Origin of the sequence: Nocardia coffeae, from assembly GCF_019890715.1 — a bacterium.
In the GTDB taxonomy this organism is placed as follows: Bacteria; Actinomycetota; Actinomycetes; order Mycobacteriales; family Mycobacteriaceae; genus Nocardia; species Nocardia jiangxiensis.
Genome location: NZ_JAINZY010000002.1, coordinates 275,693 through 291,161 on the forward strand (window position 1 = coordinate 275,693; position 15,469 = coordinate 291,161).

Consider the following 15,469-nt stretch of genomic DNA (forward strand, 5'->3'; position numbering starts at 1 on the left):
CAGGAGAAGGCCAATGGAGGCCAAGATCGGAAATGTTCTCTACCCGGTCGAAGACGTGGAGAAGGCCATCGCCTTCTACAACGTGGCAGTGGGACTGCCGCTGAAGTTCCAGGACGGGGCCCGGTTCGCCGCCTTGGACGGCGGTTCGACCACCTTCGCTCTGGCCGGTGCCGAGGAACAGGTCGCAGGGCGTGCGGCGGCGGTGTCGTTCAAGGTTCCCGATGTGGCTGCCGCGGTGCGGGAGATCGAGGCCGCGGGCGGCGTTGTCGTCGCACCGGCGGCCGAGGGCCCGCACGAGGTTCGAGCAGTGGTCCAAGACCCCTGGGGCAACGCGTTCATCGTCTACGGACCGAAGAAATGAGCGGCAACGAGGGGCGTTTGGCCGGTCGAGTCGCGATTGTCACCGGTGCGGCACGAGGGCAAGGGGAGGCTATCGCCCGGCTTTTCGTCGCGGAAGGCGCCCGGGTCGTTCTCGCCGATGTGCTGGACACGCAGGGCACCGAGGTTGCCGCCGAGCTCGGTGACGCCGCGCTCTACACCAGGCTGGACGTCACCAGCGAACAGGACTGGCAGGCCGCGTCGACTCTGGCGGTCGAACGGTTCGGCAAGCTGGACGCGTTGGTGAACAACGCGGGCATCCTCCACTTCGGCCCCCTCGCCGACACCACCGAAAAGCAGTTCCGGCAGGTCTTCGAAGTCAACCAGCTGGGTGTATTCCTCGGTATGCGTTGCGCCGCACCGCATCTCGCGGCCAGCGGCGGTGGCACCATCGTCAATACCGCGTCGATCAACGGGTTCGTCGGTGTGGCCAACACGATGGCGTACTCGGCGTCGAAATGGGCGCTGCGTGGCATGACCCGGACCGCTGCTCTGGAACTGGGTAAACAAGGAATCCGGGTCAATACGGTCGCGCCGGGCAGTATTGCCACGGCGATGATCGCGCCCGATGGTGTCGAGAAGATGGGCGACGATGCGAAATCGGCGTTCGCGCGGCTGCCGTTGGGCCGGATCGGAACTCCGGACGAAATCGCCGCGGCGGTACTTTTCCTGACCGGTGCCGAGTCCTCGTACTGCACCGGTGCCGAATTCGTCGTCGATGGTGGATCGCTGGCAGGCCCGGTCTACGACTGAGGACTGTGTTCTGCGCGTAAGGCTGTGCCGAAGATCGAAGGATTGGTGTTATGACACCACATAACTATATCGACGATCGGGATTCGGTGCCGCTCGGGATTTGCCGAAATTCCGAGCGGCATTCTGCCTGCCGAAGGTCATCCTTGCGTGAAAATCTGATCTTGCAGTTAGCGCGCTGTATTCGGTCGTACTCCCTCGCGTGGAAATCTGTACCACCTCTGTGTTCGGCCGATCATCGCAATCGGCAGGCGCTTTCGCTGAACTGCGCTGGGCGGCAGATGATTGCCGTGGATCATGTTTCTATCCGCAAACGATTCGCTGCTCTCGTGAACGGCCTGTCGCTTCGCCCTCGGCTGACGGTTGTCGGAAATATTTTCAGGATTATCGGATATTCACTGATATCGCAGAGTAATGTCTCAGTCGCCATGTCCGGCAGGTTCGCTGCTAGTGGGCCGGAAATCGTCGACATGGCGTACCCGGTGAGGCGCAATGAGACTGTGTTCTCGGGCGATACGGAAGAGCTTCGCGGCACCGAAATATCCGCACGATATTTATCCCTGTGTGCGGGGGTTCGAGGTATGCGAGGAGCGCCGTATGAAACATTCTGAGTAGGTCGATATCAGGTCTCGGGATGTGGGTGGAGCCCGAAGAATATTCCGATGTAGGGGAGTGGCCGCTCCGGCCGTTCGTCTCTGCAAATCAGTATCAGTTCCAGGTGAGGAAGAATCATGAGTAAAATCGCGAGAGTCATGATAGGTGCGACCGCCTTGGCGGCGAGTGCTGTCGCGGCGAGTGGTGCGACAGCCAATGCGGCTCCGGCCACGACCAATCAATCTCCGGCGAGTAATGCGGTCACTGTGCAGATTCTGCCGGGTGTCGAGTACACGGGTGACCCCACCACGCAGTCGACCCGGATTGTGACCCCGATCGGGACCGTCACGTCCGCGGGTAGCCAGTTCGCTGTGCAGGACGCACAGGGAAAGAGCTTGTGGGGCAACACGAATGCCTCCCCGGCTCCGGCGACCTCGACCGATCGAGTGGCTACCCGGCCCGCGTGGCAGGCGGCGCCGAGCCAAGCGCGCACCGATAGCGTGGCCGCGGCCGTGCAGCCGGTGTCGAATGTCGTTCCCGCGACTCCCGTCGACAAACCCACTGCCGGCCCGGTGGATCAGCAGAGCGACTTCGAGGGCGCACTCGGCATGGCCGCCACGAACTTCGGTCTGGCCAGCGGCGTCGGCAGCACGATCGGTGGTGTCACGGGCGCTCTGATCGGTTGTCCGCTCGGCGTGGTAACCGGCGGCGCGCTGACCGCACCGACCGTGGTGTTGACCCCGCTCGGCGCCGCTGTCGGTTGTGTGGTGGGCATCGCGACCGTCGGCGGTGCCGGTGCGCTCGTCGGTGGCGCCGCGCTGGGAATTCCGGTCGGGATCGCCAGCGCCGTGCAGATGTACAACACTCTGCACGCGAAGGGCGAGGCCTGAATCGAACCCGGATGAGTAACTCCGATATTCCGGCGTTGCTCGGATAGGGATGGAGGGTGCCGAAAGTCATTGCGCGACTGATGACTTCGGTGCCCTCCTGATCGCTCTGGCCACAGGCACAACCAGAGCGGGATGCGTACAAGACTGTGCCGATGCGCCCCGGCTGCGCCGGGTCGAGGAGAAGCTCATGACAAGTACATACGTAGACGAAATGGATCTACCGTTCATCGATTTCGCCGATCCGGAATATCTCAGCGATCCAGTTCGCGTCTTGCAGCGAGCACGGCAGCAGTCGTGGCTTGCGCGAACATCGGTCTTCGAACTTCAGGTTCTGTCTCATCGAATCGCCGCCGAAATGATGCGGAATCGGATGCTCGACGGACCGGGGGCGGAGATCTACCATGGCCAAGGCTTCACGCCATTGATGAGTAAGTATGCTCGCGAGGGTATGTTGCCGCTCATTCCCGAGCCGCCGCACGACCGCATTCGGAACGTCCTGCGGCGCGGATTCAACCCCAGGATGATCCTCGGCCAGCGGAAGATGATGCGAGACTTGGCAATTGAACTCGTCGATTCCTTTCCGGGCGGCGGCCGCTGCGATCTGGTGTCCGATTTCAGCCACAATTACCCGATCACCGTGGTGTGTCGGCTCATGGGTATCCCCGCGGGGGATATCGATCTGTTCAATCGGTGGACAACCGACCTCTCACTACTCGGCCGCTTTCCGATCGATCCATGGGTATCGCGAATCGATGCGGCGTTGTCCGGGCTCTATGACTACTTCCGCGAGTTGGTCCGGCAGCGCCAGGAAGAACCGGGCGAGGACTTCGTCAGCGCCATCATCGAGGCGCAAACCGTCGAAGAAACGCTCACCGAGGACGAGATGTTCGGTGCGCTGGTGAACCTGCTGTTCGCAGGCCAAGACACCACTCGTTTCCAGTTCTCGTGGTTGATCTATCAGCTTCTGACGCATCGTCGGCAGTGGGAGAGGATTATCGCCGACCCTGGACTCGCGCAGAATGCGATAGAGGAGTCCATGCGTCATACGCCCTCGCAGCGCATCGTCCTGCGCCGGGCGGTCCGCGATGTCGAATTCGGCGATGTCATGTTCCGTGCCGGTACCCTCGTCGGAATCAACACTCTCGCAACGAATATGGACCCCGAGGTCTTCGACTCGCCGGAGATCTTCGACATCGGTCGTTCGAACGCGTCGAAGCAGCAGATTTTCGGCGGCGGTGCGCATGCCTGCCTGGGGCAAGTCCTCGCACGGGTCGAGATGACCGAGGCGCTACAGGTATTCGCCGAACGATTCCCGAAGATGGACATCGCCGGCGAGGTGCACTTCACCCCATCGCCAGTTCTCGTGGGGCCGGAACAGTTACCGCTTCGGCTCGGCACGAGCGCATAGCATCCTGGGTGCCGCACTCGGCCCGATGCCACCGCCGCCGATTTGTTCGTGGTGGTCAATCGCGCAGCCCGGCACGTGAGAGAATATGGGGCCGGACCAAGCGGATCGTTCGATCACGCTGGTGCTCAACGAGTTACGCGCATCGCCCGTCTCTGCGTGGTGGGTGTGTTGTGGTGCGAACGAACTCCAGCGCCGTCGTAGCCCATGTCGAGGCGGCCGAGGAGGTTGCTGTCCGCAGGGCTGGAGTTGGTGCTACCCAGCCTCGGCCGCCCGGGGATTCGGCGCCAGTCGGGAACCCTGCCTTGCGGCTCAGCAGTCGTTGGGTACCGGCTTGTTGTCGATCCGGTCGATCAGATACTGCATGTTCACCGGCGATACCGGCCAGAGCGGCGAAAATCAGTCCGCTGAATGGATTTCCGTCGAGGTTGCGAGCCACGACCGCGGGATCGGCGGGCAGCCCGCCGACAGCCGCGCCCGCGAAACGCAGTTCGGGAGCATAGGTCGGCTGAAGCTGTGCGGCCCACGCGGTGGGCTTTGAAACCGACGGCGCGCATTGCGGGTCGGCGGAGCCGTAGGCCATCCGCAGGGAGACGACCGGCCGGGCGCCGGGGCCCGCGCACGCGGGCACGGGGACGATCAGCGTGGTGATGGCCAGCATGGGCTGTCCATGAGTGTCGTTGCTACGGAGCGAGATCTGCCAGCCGCGAACCCCGGGAATCCGCATGCCGTCCATGGCCGGAGTAACCACCCGACGAACCGTGAATTAGACCAAGGAACACCGATGCACCGACTGATGGGCGTAGAGGATACTGGATCGATTGATTAGATCAAACGATCCACACTGTCAGCTCGTCGTACTCGTTGGTCGCGGTAGGAACAGCGAAACGATCACCGCGACCAACGCCAGTGCGGCGCCCCAGGCGAACGCCGAGCGCGTTCCCGTCGCCAGCAAGCTGGCATGGTCGATTCCGGCGCCGACGCGCTGCTGCGATCGTGCCGTCATGATGCTGACGAACATCGCTGTCCCCGCTGCCCCGGCAAGTTGCTGCAGCGTATTGACGATCGCGCTGCCGTGCGAATACTGCGATGGATTCAAAGAACCGAGCGTCGCTGTCATGAGAGGGGTGAGCGCCAAGGCGAGACCCACCGACAGCAGTACATGGGCACCGGCGACTGCAAGAGCTGGGACGTGTCGGTCGAGCATGGCCATTGCGGCGAGGGCGGCCACGATAATCAACGTCCCGGGGATTATCGCGGGTCGTGCACCGTATCGATCGAAGATCCGACCGACAAGCGGAGCCAGTAGGCCCATCGTCAGTCCGCCGGGCAACAGCAGGAGGCCGGTTCGCATGGTCGACATTCCCAGCACACTCTGCATGAAGATCGGTAGCAGTACCAGAGTGCCGAGCAGCACGGCCATCGCAACCAGCAGAGTGACGGTTCCAATGGCAAACGTCCGAGACTTGAACGGGCGCAAGTCCATCAGTGCGGCGTCGGTACGTTGAAGTCGTAGCTGCCTGGCAACGAATAGCGCGAGCGCTACGACACCGACTGCCATCGGCACTGCCACCGGGACGGGCGCCTTACCCTCGGCCGCCTCTCCGATACTACTGAGGCCGAAGATCAGACCGCCGAAACCGATCGCCGAAAGCAGCACCGACGACACGTCGACTCGGATCGCGCGTGTGGCGCTGACGCTGTGCACGAAGCGCGCCCCGATGCCGAGACTCAGGACGGCGATCGGCAATACGAACAGAAAGAGCCATCGCCACCCCAAAGACGAGAGCATCACCCCGGAGATCGTCGGCCCTACAGCCGGGGCAACAGCGATGACAATCGAGATGAGCCCGACCGTGCGCCCGCGCCGACGTTCCGGCACGCTCGACATGACGGTTGTCGTCAGGAGCGGGAGCATGATCGCTGTGCCACTCGCCTGCAATATGCGGCCGGTCAGCAACAAGCCGAATCCAGGAGCCGCGGCCGCAAGCGCGGTTCCCGCCGTGAACAACGACATCGCGGCGACGAAGATCGATCGTGTGCCGAATCGTTGCAGGATCAGTCCGGTCGTCGGGATGACGACCGCCATGGTGAGCAGGAACCCCGTCGTGACCCATTGAGCAACCGCGGCACTGATATTCAGATCGGCCATCAGGCTCGGCAGCGCCACACTCATGATCGTCTCGTTCAAGATCACGACGAACGACGCGACCAACAACACCCCGACGACGATCGCGGTTTGTCGCGACATCGTATGTCCGCCATCGGATTCGGACCCCATGGCAGCTTCGGATTCCACGGCATCTGACAGGGCGTGCTGGTCGAAAGACACCGAACACCTTTCCAATCGGAATAAATTCCCTCGATACGGCAGGTCGGTGATGCACCGCGCCGTTCGATCTGTCATAGTCTGCTTAAACTGTCAGTTACTGTCAACCTATGCAGTTGCTACCCTGACCGCATGGCACGCAGTGAACTTCGCCAGGTGACCCGAGATGCGATTCGAACCCGAATCACCGAGGAAGCGGAACGACTGTTCGTCGAGCAAGGATTCGAAACGACCACCGTGGACGTCATCGCATCGCGGGTCGGCATGTCGCAACGAAGCTTCTTCCGGTACTTCGGTTCCAAGGAAGACGTCGTCCTCGACAACTACGACCGGCTCGGTCAGGACCTGCTCCACCGGCTCAACACCCGCCCCAGCAGTGAGCCGGATTGGATTGCCTTGCGCAGAGCGTTCGACGTCGTGGCCGAGCAGTACGGCGACTCCGATCGACGTCAGCGGGGAGCTGCGATTCAGCAGATCGTCGAGCTGAGCCCCGCACTGCTTTCGGGCTACCTGGAAAGGTTGGATCGAATGCAACGCCAGCTGGCGATCGCATTGCGCGGCCGTATCGTCGCGAGAAATCCGCACACCACGGTCGACGACGTCGCGCTGCGCGCTGTCGTGGGCGCAGCGTTTGCGTGCCTGCAGGCCGTGGTTTCCGAAGCGTCCCAGGCAGGTAGCGGCGTCGATCTCGGCGAACGACTCGACGCCGTGATGACGATAATCAAGCCGTGCGGTCTGAAATAACGTGACGCACGGGGGAGCTGGCGATTTCATCGCCCGATCGGACACGCTCGCCGTACCAGGGACCAACATCGAACCCGGACAAGCGAATTCGCCACCACAGTCGCCGAGCTGCGCGCCTTACCTACCGATCGTTCCGACGCATTGCGCCGTGTCACGAACCCCACCCCACGGTGAGGTCGCCAGCGCGATTGGGAGCACCTACCCGCGAGTGGTGTGGCACCGCAGTATGCGAGATCGCCTGCGCTCGTGCTGCTTTCGTGATTCTGGACGTGTATCGGCCTATCGCGCTCACCTAGTAGTCGGCGTTGATGCTCGGATGGTCCCGATCGCTCCTGCAAGCATGGTCGAGTCGCGTGCGCTGGTAATCAATTCGATGGTTCGGCCGTCCCGTGGGAGTGGCCTGGTGGTCAGCGGGCGACGGACAGGCACGCGCCACTGCGGGGTGAGCTCATAGAGTGATGCGCGTGAAGATGCCCGAAGACCTCGTCGAGCTGCTCCGGCAGCCCGTGCTGTGCTACCTGGCCACGACCATGCCGGATGGTTCGCCGCAGGTTACTCAGACCTGGGTGGACACCGATGGTGAGCACGTGCTGATCAATAGTGTGCTCACGCATGTGAAGACGAAGAACATCCAGCGTGATCCGCGGGTGGCGTTGACGGTCACCGATCCCGCGCAGTCTCGCCGGTATTTCCAGGTGCGCGGGCGCGTTCAGGAGGTGCGGAAAGAGGGCGCGACCGAGCACATCGAGGAACTCGCCCAGCGGTATCTCGGTGGGCCGTATCCGTGGTACGGCGGCCGCGATCAGGTGCGGGTCATGTTCGTGATCGAGCCGGAGCGGATCAGCGGGGTCTGAGTTGGCGAAGTCCGGTTCGGCTTTGTCCGAGCGGACCGGACTCCGACCATAGAATGGGCGTGGCGCGCAGGACCGGGACGGGGATCGGCCACGATTGCGTCGTACGCCGCGCTGCGCCGTCAGGGTTCAGGGTTGTAGTCGGTGCCTGCCGTTGTCGCTCCCGGGCTCTGTCCTCGCTCGTGGTTGGGATGCCGCGGCTGGGGCCCAGTTGCCTGTGAGGCGGCGTAGCTCCTCGGTCGGGTTCTCGACACTGCCTCGCAGGCGGGCGCAGAATGCGTCCAGCGAGCCGTACTTGGCTACGATGTCCCTGACCAGATGTGCCGCAGTCGCGTTCAGAGCTACCGGCATCGCTTCCTGTCCTTCATCGGAATCGCCTTTCGGTTGTCACCCGCACCAATCGGATGGCCCCGCCCGGCTTCGCAGCGGACCTGCCACGGGCGGCGCGGACGGGCGGGGCTCCGCCATCGCGGCTACGCCGATCTCCACTCGATGTCGCGACGGCGGATGCGACTCTATCCACGTCGCCTGCCCATCCGGCAATCTTTCGGCGAGTCACTCCGCGCGTGCCGCTCATAACGGAGAAAATGCTCACTACCACCACTTCTCCTGTGGCCGTAACCGTCGCTGAGCAGCTCGTCGCGATGGCGTTCGAAGGTCAGACCACCCCGACGGGAGGTAGGGGATCTCGGGTTTGTCTACCGGCGGCAGCCATGGCGAATGGCCGAGCCCCGTGAGCGCGACGTGTGCGCCTCGAATGGGTGCCGGTGCTCTCAGCGGGCGATCGAGACGGCGAAGGGTGTGAAGCCGTTGGATCGGATGATGTGCGGTACGAACAGGATCGCGGCTTCGGTGGCCCGGGCGGTCTCGATCCCGCCGAGGTCGGTGATCCAGTGCTGGTCCCAGCCGAGGTCGGTCAGTAGCTCGGTGACGACCTGCTTGGCCTTCGCGTCGTCACCGGAGAGGAATACCGTTGGTGGCTGGGTGAGGGCGGCCGGTGCGGTCATCACCGAATACAGCATGGTGTTGAGTGTTTTGACCACGTGGGTGTGTGGGAGGGCCTGCTGGAGTTGTTCGGCGAGGCTGGATCCGGGGTAGAGCAGGGCTGCGGGCAGGCCGTCGGTTCCGTCGAGGGTGGCGTTGGAGACGTCGATGAGGATCTTTTCGCGCAGTGCGTCGTGCAGGGCGGTGAGTCGTTCGAGTGAGCCTGCTCCCGGGGTGGCGTTGATGACGATCTGCGCGGTGCGGGCGGCCTCGGCGGCCGCGTCCGGGGAGCGGTCGGGCACGGTGACATGGTGGCCGGCTTCGCGCAGGGCGGTGGCCAGGGCGGTGCCGACGCGGCCGCTGCCGAGAATGGTGATCTTGTACATGAGATGTGTTCTCCGGGGTCGGTGGTCAGCGGGAAAGGGTGGTGGTCGCGGCGGCGTGGATGCCGGGCGCGCCGGCGAGAAAGCTGTCGCTGGCAGGGGTCCAGGGCCGGCCGTCGGCGGTGGTGATCCGGCCACCGGCCTCGGAGACCAAAAGTGCACCGGGGAGCAGGTCGGCGCGGGCACCGGCGAACTGCCAGAACCCGTCGATGCGGCCGGCGGCCACGTTCACCAGATGCAGGGTGGCGGGCACCGCGACACGCACGACGAGAGCGTCGAGGAACATCTCGGTGATCGAAATGCCCACGCGGCGTACGACATCGGGGTCCTCGTCGGGGCGGGCCTGGCTGGTGGCCACGATGGCGAGCCCGAGGTCGGCGGTGGCCGAGACGCGCAGCGGGTGACCGTCGAGGTGGGCGCCGGCACCGGCGCGGGCGGTATAGGTCTGGCCGGTCAGTGGCAGGTGGACCACGGTGAGTACCGGCTGGTTGTCGCGGACGAGGGTCGCCGTGACCGCCCATTCCGGCAGGGCATGCAGGTGGTTGACGTTGCCCTCGGCCGGGTCCACGACCCACCATTCACCCTCGGGCAGGGCGCCGCTGTCGAGTTCCTCCTCCACCCAGCGCGCGTCGGGGCGCAGCGCCTCCAGGCGCGGGCGCAGCAGGTCGGTCACGGTGTCGTCGTTGGCGGCGAGGGCACGCATCAGTTCCTCGCGTGACCGGTAGGTGGTGATGTCACCGAATCGGTCGCGAAGTGCCGAACCTGCTGCGCGGACGGCGATTTCGGTCTGGGTGAGCAGCTCGGCGTCGGTGGTGACGGCGGGGGTGAGGGTCGGCTCGGGCACGGTGCGGCTCCTTCGTGGTTGCAGGTGGTGATGGGGCTGATCGGTAGGAGCTGTCCGCTCTCCCGTGCCCGCTTTCGACGGTAGAACCGCCGATCATTAACAGCAAGTGCATGTAAAGCACGAATAAGATGACTGTCATGCAATTGGATTTGAATCTGCTCGCAGCGCTCGACGCGCTGCTGGAGGAAGGCAGTGTGGCGGGCGCGGCGGACCGGTTGCACGTCACGGCTCCGGCGATGAGCCGCGGCCTGGGCCGGATCCGGCGCACGACCGGGGATCAGATTCTGGTGCGCACGGGACGCACGATGACTCCGACGCCCTACGCGCTGGCCGTCCGCGAGCAGGTGCACGACCTGCTGGCGCAGGTGCGGGGAGTCCTGGCGCCCAGTCGTGCGCTCGACCTCGACACCCTCGACCGCACGTTCACACTGCGCTGGCACGACGCGCTCGTCGTGTCGGCCGGCCCTGTGCTGTTGGGTTCGGTGCGGGAGCAGGCGCCGGGTGTGCGCCTGCGGTTCATCGCGGAGTCGAGTATCGACACCCCCGAATTACGGCGCGGTGAGGTCGATCTCGCCGCGAACGCAGACCGTCCAGCCGCCCCGGAGATCCGCGCCGAACGGGTGGCCGAAACCCGGCATGTCGCCGTCGTGCGGCAGGGACATCCGCTCGCCGACGGCGAGACGCTGACTGCCGCACGGTATGCGGACGCCGAACATCTCACTGTTTCCCGGAGGGGGACGATGCGCAATCTCGTCGATGACGAGCTCGCACGTGGGGACCTCACCCGCCGAGTGGTGGCCAGCGTGCCCACCGAGCGGGCGGCGTTCGAGGTCGTGCGCGGCTGCGACCTGGTGATCACCGTGCCCGAATCGAGCGCCCGGACCGCGGCGTCGGATTTCGGTCTCGTCCTGCTCGCGCTGCCGCTGGATCTCCCGCCCGCCGCAGTGTATCTGTCCTGGCATCAGCGCTACGACACCGACCCTGCCCACGCCTGGCTGCGCGATCTCGCCCGGAACGCACTCGCCGAGACGATGACCAGCCCCGGACCGCCGGACGGGGATGCCGGGCCTGCGGGTGCGCCGTCGTGAACCGCGGCCTCCGCGATCCGGAATCGCATCGACGCGATCGTCACCGCGGGCGTTGTCGAGACTCGATGACCGGTACCGCGGGGTCGCCCCAGCCGTGAATGCTCAGGACACTGTCACCCTGGAGGATTCGGCGGATCGTAGAGGCGGGATAGGGTACCGCGTCCCCGGGGATGTCGGAGATGTTGCGCCACAGGAGTTCTGAGCATTTGTCCGGCTCCTGGTTGGTCGGTTCTCCGTGCCAGCGTTCGACTTTGAAGAAGAAGCCGAGCCGTGGTTGATCGGATCCGTTGCGGTGGTGCACCACATGCACACACTGCAGATCGTGGCGCCGGATGCGGATCCCCACCTCCTCGTGCGCCTCACGAATTGCCGCGTCCAGGACGTCTTCATCCTGCTCCAGGTGACCGGAAACCAATGCGACAAGGCCATCCGCATAACCGGTGTTGGCCCTGCGCGACCACAACAGTTGCCCGTTGCGTATGAGGACCAGATGCACATCCACCACCGTTCCGTACCGCACGAGAACCGCTCCCTCCACGTCGGGGCCGCAGCCCGCTGCACCCATGCTCGCCGAGGCTAGCGGTGCACACCGACATCTCGGCGGGGGTGGCGCCGCGCCGTATGGACTCGGGCCCGATTGAATTGGATCGCGTTCTGGTGCCAATGGGGACAGTATGATGACGCGGCTGCGCATATCGCGGAAATGGCAACGCGAACAGTCGTCGACCCGGAGGCGGATATCGGTGTAACGACCTGACCGCGACGGATTCTCGGCCCCCCGCGGCAGAACCTGGGTTCACTCGAACAGGCACTTGGAACAATCTGACGCTGCCGGCGCGCGAGGCCGGGGCGAACGGTTTTCGTTTGGGTTTGTAGGTATGAAATATTCTGCACCGCAACTAATCTCGTGGTGCACGCACGTCGGTTGGTGTGGTTCGGTCCTGTTCGGCGATCCACACAGCGATTTGCGCGCGTGAGGTGAACTCGAGTTTGGTGAGAATGTGTTCGACATGGCCTTCGGCGGTGCGTTGGGCGATGACCAGCCGGGTGGCTATCTGCTTGTTGCTCAGGCCTTGTGCGACCAGATCGGCGACCTGCCGTTCGCGCTTGGTCAATGTGGCGGGCGAGCGAGAGCCGCTGCCGGTGCGTTCTTCTCCGAGTGCGAGGGCGACAGCGCCGGACATGCCGGTCGACTGGCCTCGTCGAAATGCCAGCTCGAATTTCCGTGCACCCAGGGCGCGGCGCGCCACCTGCTCGCATTCTTTGTGGAAGGGGGCGATCGTCGGATAGATCGTCGCGGTGCCGCTCACGGCCGGCCAGATGTTGTCGACCGCACTGAGCAGCACTGTGGCACGCTCGGGATCGGCGTCGGCCACGATCCACGCCAGCGACTCGAGGCAGAACGCCGCCGCTATGGGGCTGTTCAACGTGCGGTTGAGTTGCAGTGCGGTGCGAATCAGTTGCTCCGCACGCGGAATGTCGCCCTGCTGCCAGGCGGCCACGCCCATTCCGCGAAGCGCGCCGCAGCGATAGGACAACTCGCCGGACGTTTCGGTGATGGACAGCAGCTTCCGGCAACAGCTGTCCGCCTGCGCCAGGTCCCCGCGCACTTCGTATGCCCAGCCGAGGTATGCCAGAGCATTGACGTACATCACGGACGGTTCGCGTGAGGGAAGTTTGTCCACCGCGTTCGTGAGTGATGTGCACGCGCGACCGATGTCACCGCGTATCAGGGCGAGTATGCCGTCGGCGTGGTCGATCTGCGCCTGGACGATGGGGCGTTGGTCCTCCTCACCGAGCAGGCGTGCCTTCTGCAAAGAATTTTCCGCGGCATCGAAATCGCCGTGTGCGGCAGCAAGCTGGGTATTGGCCCGGAGTGCTTTGGCGCGGTCGGGGATCGATCGGGCATCGGAGCGGGCGATGGCACGCTCGAGCCAGAGCCTTCCTTCTCCGTATTGGCCTCGGAAGAACCAGAATTCGTACAAGGCGGCAGTGGTGCGCAGTGCGGCGTCAGCGGCTTGCGCGGTCTCGTCGCCGAGCAAGGCATCGAGGGCTTCGCGAAGATTGGCTTGCTCCCTGTCTATGCGGGCTATCCATTCCGGTTGCCGGTGGCTGAGCCAACCGGCCTCGGCATCCAGGGCCAACTGCTGGTACCAGTCTCGGTGGCGCCGACGCAGTTCGTGATATTCGCCCGAATCCCGCAGTCGCTGTCGACCGTAATCGCGCAGTGTTTCGAGCATCCGGTAGCGCACGACCGTATCGACTTCTTCTCGGACCAGAATCGACTTGTCCACCAGGGTGGATAGCGCATCGAGCGCTCTGTGCGGTGTCAGGTCCCAGCCTGCTACCTGCTCGGCGGCGTCGAGTTCGAAGGTGCCGGCGAACACGGCCAGCCGGGCCCAGACTTGCTGTTCGATCGGAGTGCATATGTTATAGCTCCAGTCGATGCACCATCGGAGCGTTTGTTGTCGTGTCGGTGCAGCGCGACTTCCGTGGGTGAGAAGTGAGTAGCGGTCATCCAGGTGTTGCAGGATCTGCTGGGCTGACATCGAACGCAGCCGGGCCGCAGCGAGTTCGATCGCCAGAGGCAAGCCGTCCAGCCGGGTACAGATCTGGGTGACGGCGGATTGGTTCTTGTCGTCGAGTTGGAAGCCTGGCACGGCAGCGGCGGCACGCTCGGAGAACAATGTCACCGCGTCGAAGCGGGGCCCTCGATGGAGTGTGCGTTCCTGGTCACCCGGCGTGGCCAACGGAGCCACCCGAACCACCGACTCACCGGCGATGTTCAGCGGTTCACGACTTGTCACGAGAATGCGCAGATCAGGACAGTTCCGCAGGACAGTGTCGGTCAGTCTTGCCGCGGCCTCCACCAGTTGCTCGCAGTTGTCCAGTATCAGTAGCGTCTTCTTGCGCTTCAGACGCCTGATCAGCACCTCGAGCAACGAGGCATCCGGTTCGTCTCGGATGCCCAGGGTGGTGGCGACCACGCCGGCCAGAAGCGATGGGGCGGATACATCGGCGAGCTCCACAAACCATGTTCCGTCGGGGAAGCCCTGTCCTCGAGCCGATGCCGCGCGCAGAGCCAGCCGCGTCTTTCCGACACCACCGATACCGGTGAGCGTGACCAGCCGCGATGACGCCAAGAGATTCCGTATTTCCGACAGTTCAGTGCGACGGTTGATGAAACTCGTCAATTCCGCCGGCAGATTCCCGCCGTCCGAATGCGGTGCCGAGGTCGGAACCCGGATCTTGCGAATATCCAGGTCGGGCTCGCCCCGCAGTGCCATTTCCTCGACCGGGAATCCGAGGCGCTGTTGGATCTCACGGATGGCCTCGCCGAAGGCAACTGCCGAGGGACGTTCGTCGGGATTGCGGCTCATCGCCTTGGTTACGAGCGCGGCCACGTCCTCGGGTATTCCGTTGTCCCGCAAGTCGGGTGCCGATTGGGTGGTGATGCGCACGAATTGCGTCACCATATTCTCCCCGCTGCGGCGTTCGAATGCGGCATGGCCGGTGAGCGCGCTGAACAGGGTGGCACCGAGTCCGTAGACATCCGAGGAAGGGCTCGGTGCGCCACCTTCGAGCACTTCGGGCGCGGTAAATGCGGGCGAGCCGGTCAATGTGCCCGCAGCGGTCCGGAAACCGCCGGCGATATGAGCAATGCCGAAGTCGGTCAACGCCTGCTCGCCATAATCGGTGAGCAGGATATTTCCGGGCTTCACATCCCGGTGCACGATGCCGAGGTGATGCGCGCTCTCCAGCGCACCGGCGATCTTCACCCCGATCGAGAGCGCCTTCTGCAGGGAAATCGGACCGTGCTCGCGAATCCAGCGATCAAGTGAATCCGCTGGGTGGTACGGCATCACCAGATAAGGACGCCCGCTCTCGGTGCAACCGGCCTCGAGAATGGTCACGATGTTCGGATGCCCGGTCAAGCGGCCCATTGCTTGCTGCTCGCGAACGAACCGGGCCGCGTTGTCGGCGTCCAGTTCCGCGGTCGAAACTTTCACCGCGACGGTCCGGTCCAATGCTTCCTGCCGACACCGATACACCACACCGAACCCGCCGCGCCCGATCTCGACGGCATCCTGAAAACCGGCGGCCGCTAATTCCGCCGTAAGAGGAGCAACCACCTCACGACGCGTCTGCTGCGGTTCGTCAGTCATCCGTCATCTGCATGCCAAGGTATCTCAGGTGCTGGGCGGCATGTGCCTACCCATCGCCGCTGC

The 15,469-nt window shown here is 64.2% G+C and carries 14 protein-coding genes; 8 read left to right on the forward strand and 6 right to left on the reverse strand.

Going from position 1 to position 15,469, the window contains the following annotated elements:
* The first annotated feature begins 13 nt into the window (after positions 1–13).
* From K7711_RS10375 to K7711_RS10395, 5 genes are all read left to right on the forward strand, one after another.
* The gene (locus tag K7711_RS10375; RefSeq protein ID WP_222967546.1) at positions 14–361 is read left to right on the forward strand and encodes a VOC family protein; all 348 of its coding nucleotides are present in this window, start codon (positions 14–16) and stop codon (positions 359–361) included.
* Positions 358–1,131, forward strand: coding sequence for a glucose 1-dehydrogenase (locus K7711_RS10380; protein WP_222967548.1), 774 nt, complete (start codon positions 358–360; stop codon positions 1,129–1,131). Before K7711_RS10375 ends, K7711_RS10380 begins: the two co-directional genes overlap by 4 nt.
* Positions 1,132–1,181: 50 nt before the next feature.
* The gene (locus tag K7711_RS10385; RefSeq protein ID WP_222967550.1) at positions 1,182–1,739 is read left to right on the forward strand and encodes a hypothetical protein; all 558 of its coding nucleotides are present in this window, start codon (positions 1,182–1,184) and stop codon (positions 1,737–1,739) included.
* A 120-nt stretch (positions 1,740–1,859) separates the two neighbouring features.
* The gene (locus tag K7711_RS10390) at positions 1,860–2,612 is read left to right on the forward strand and encodes a hypothetical protein (protein WP_222967552.1); all 753 of its coding nucleotides are present in this window, start codon (positions 1,860–1,862) and stop codon (positions 2,610–2,612) included.
* A gap of 49 nt (positions 2,613–2,661) precedes the next feature.
* Positions 2,662–4,020 (forward strand): cytochrome P450, encoded by a 1,359-nt coding sequence (locus K7711_RS10395; protein WP_222967565.1) that lies wholly within the window; start codon positions 2,662–2,664, stop codon positions 4,018–4,020.
* Between the two features lie 133 nt (positions 4,021–4,153).
* Here the strand turns inward: K7711_RS10395 and K7711_RS10400 are convergent, their stop codons facing one another.
* Both K7711_RS10400 and K7711_RS10405 read right to left on the reverse strand, forming a co-directional pair.
* Positions 4,154–4,768 carry a lipase family protein gene (locus K7711_RS10400; RefSeq protein WP_308014621.1) on the reverse strand — a complete coding sequence of 205 codons (615 nt, stop codon included), beginning with the start codon at positions 4,766–4,768 and terminating at the stop codon, positions 4,154–4,156.
* A 96-nt stretch (positions 4,769–4,864) separates the two neighbouring features.
* Positions 4,865–6,349: a DHA2 family efflux MFS transporter permease subunit gene (locus K7711_RS10405; protein ID WP_308014623.1), complete on the reverse strand. Its 1,485-nt coding sequence runs from the start codon at positions 6,347–6,349 to the stop codon at positions 4,865–4,867.
* A gap of 129 nt (positions 6,350–6,478) precedes the next feature.
* On the opposite strand from K7711_RS10405, the gene K7711_RS10410 reads away from it, so the two are divergent.
* Both K7711_RS10410 and K7711_RS10415 read left to right on the forward strand, forming a co-directional pair.
* Positions 6,479–7,090, forward strand: a complete 612-nt coding sequence (locus K7711_RS10410; protein ID WP_222967573.1) for a TetR/AcrR family transcriptional regulator — start codon at positions 6,479–6,481, stop codon at positions 7,088–7,090.
* Positions 7,091–7,560: 470 nt separating this feature from the next.
* Entirely contained in the window at positions 7,561–7,944 is a 384-nt protein-coding gene (locus K7711_RS10415) for a PPOX class F420-dependent oxidoreductase (RefSeq protein ID WP_235747080.1), read from the forward strand.
* Between the two features lie 770 nt (positions 7,945–8,714).
* Here the strand turns inward: K7711_RS10415 and K7711_RS10420 are convergent.
* The gene (locus K7711_RS10420; RefSeq protein WP_222967582.1) at positions 8,715–9,311 is read right to left on the reverse strand and encodes an NADPH-dependent F420 reductase; all 597 of its coding nucleotides are present in this window, start codon (positions 9,309–9,311) and stop codon (positions 8,715–8,717) included.
* Positions 9,312–9,336: 25 nt separating this feature from the next.
* On the reverse strand, positions 9,337–10,152 hold the full coding sequence (locus K7711_RS10425) for an inositol monophosphatase family protein (RefSeq protein WP_222967584.1): 816 nt from the start codon (positions 10,150–10,152) through the stop codon (positions 9,337–9,339).
* A 137-nt stretch (positions 10,153–10,289) separates the two neighbouring features.
* On the opposite strand from K7711_RS10425, the gene K7711_RS10430 reads away from it, so the two are divergent.
* Entirely contained in the window at positions 10,290–11,240 is a 951-nt protein-coding gene (locus K7711_RS10430; protein ID WP_222967586.1) for a LysR family transcriptional regulator, read from the forward strand.
* Positions 11,241–11,280: 40 nt separating this feature from the next.
* Here the strand turns inward: K7711_RS10430 and K7711_RS10435 are convergent, their stop codons facing one another.
* Together K7711_RS10435 and K7711_RS10440 are read right to left on the reverse strand one after the other, a co-directional pair.
* Positions 11,281–11,805 carry an NUDIX hydrolase gene (locus tag K7711_RS10435; protein WP_222967593.1) on the reverse strand — a complete coding sequence of 175 codons (525 nt, stop codon included), beginning with the start codon at positions 11,803–11,805 and terminating at the stop codon, positions 11,281–11,283.
* Between the two features lie 334 nt (positions 11,806–12,139).
* Positions 12,140–15,406: a protein kinase domain-containing protein gene (locus K7711_RS10440; protein WP_222967595.1), complete on the reverse strand. Its 3,267-nt coding sequence runs from the start codon at positions 15,404–15,406 to the stop codon at positions 12,140–12,142.
* Positions 15,407–15,469: the final 63 nt, after the last annotated feature.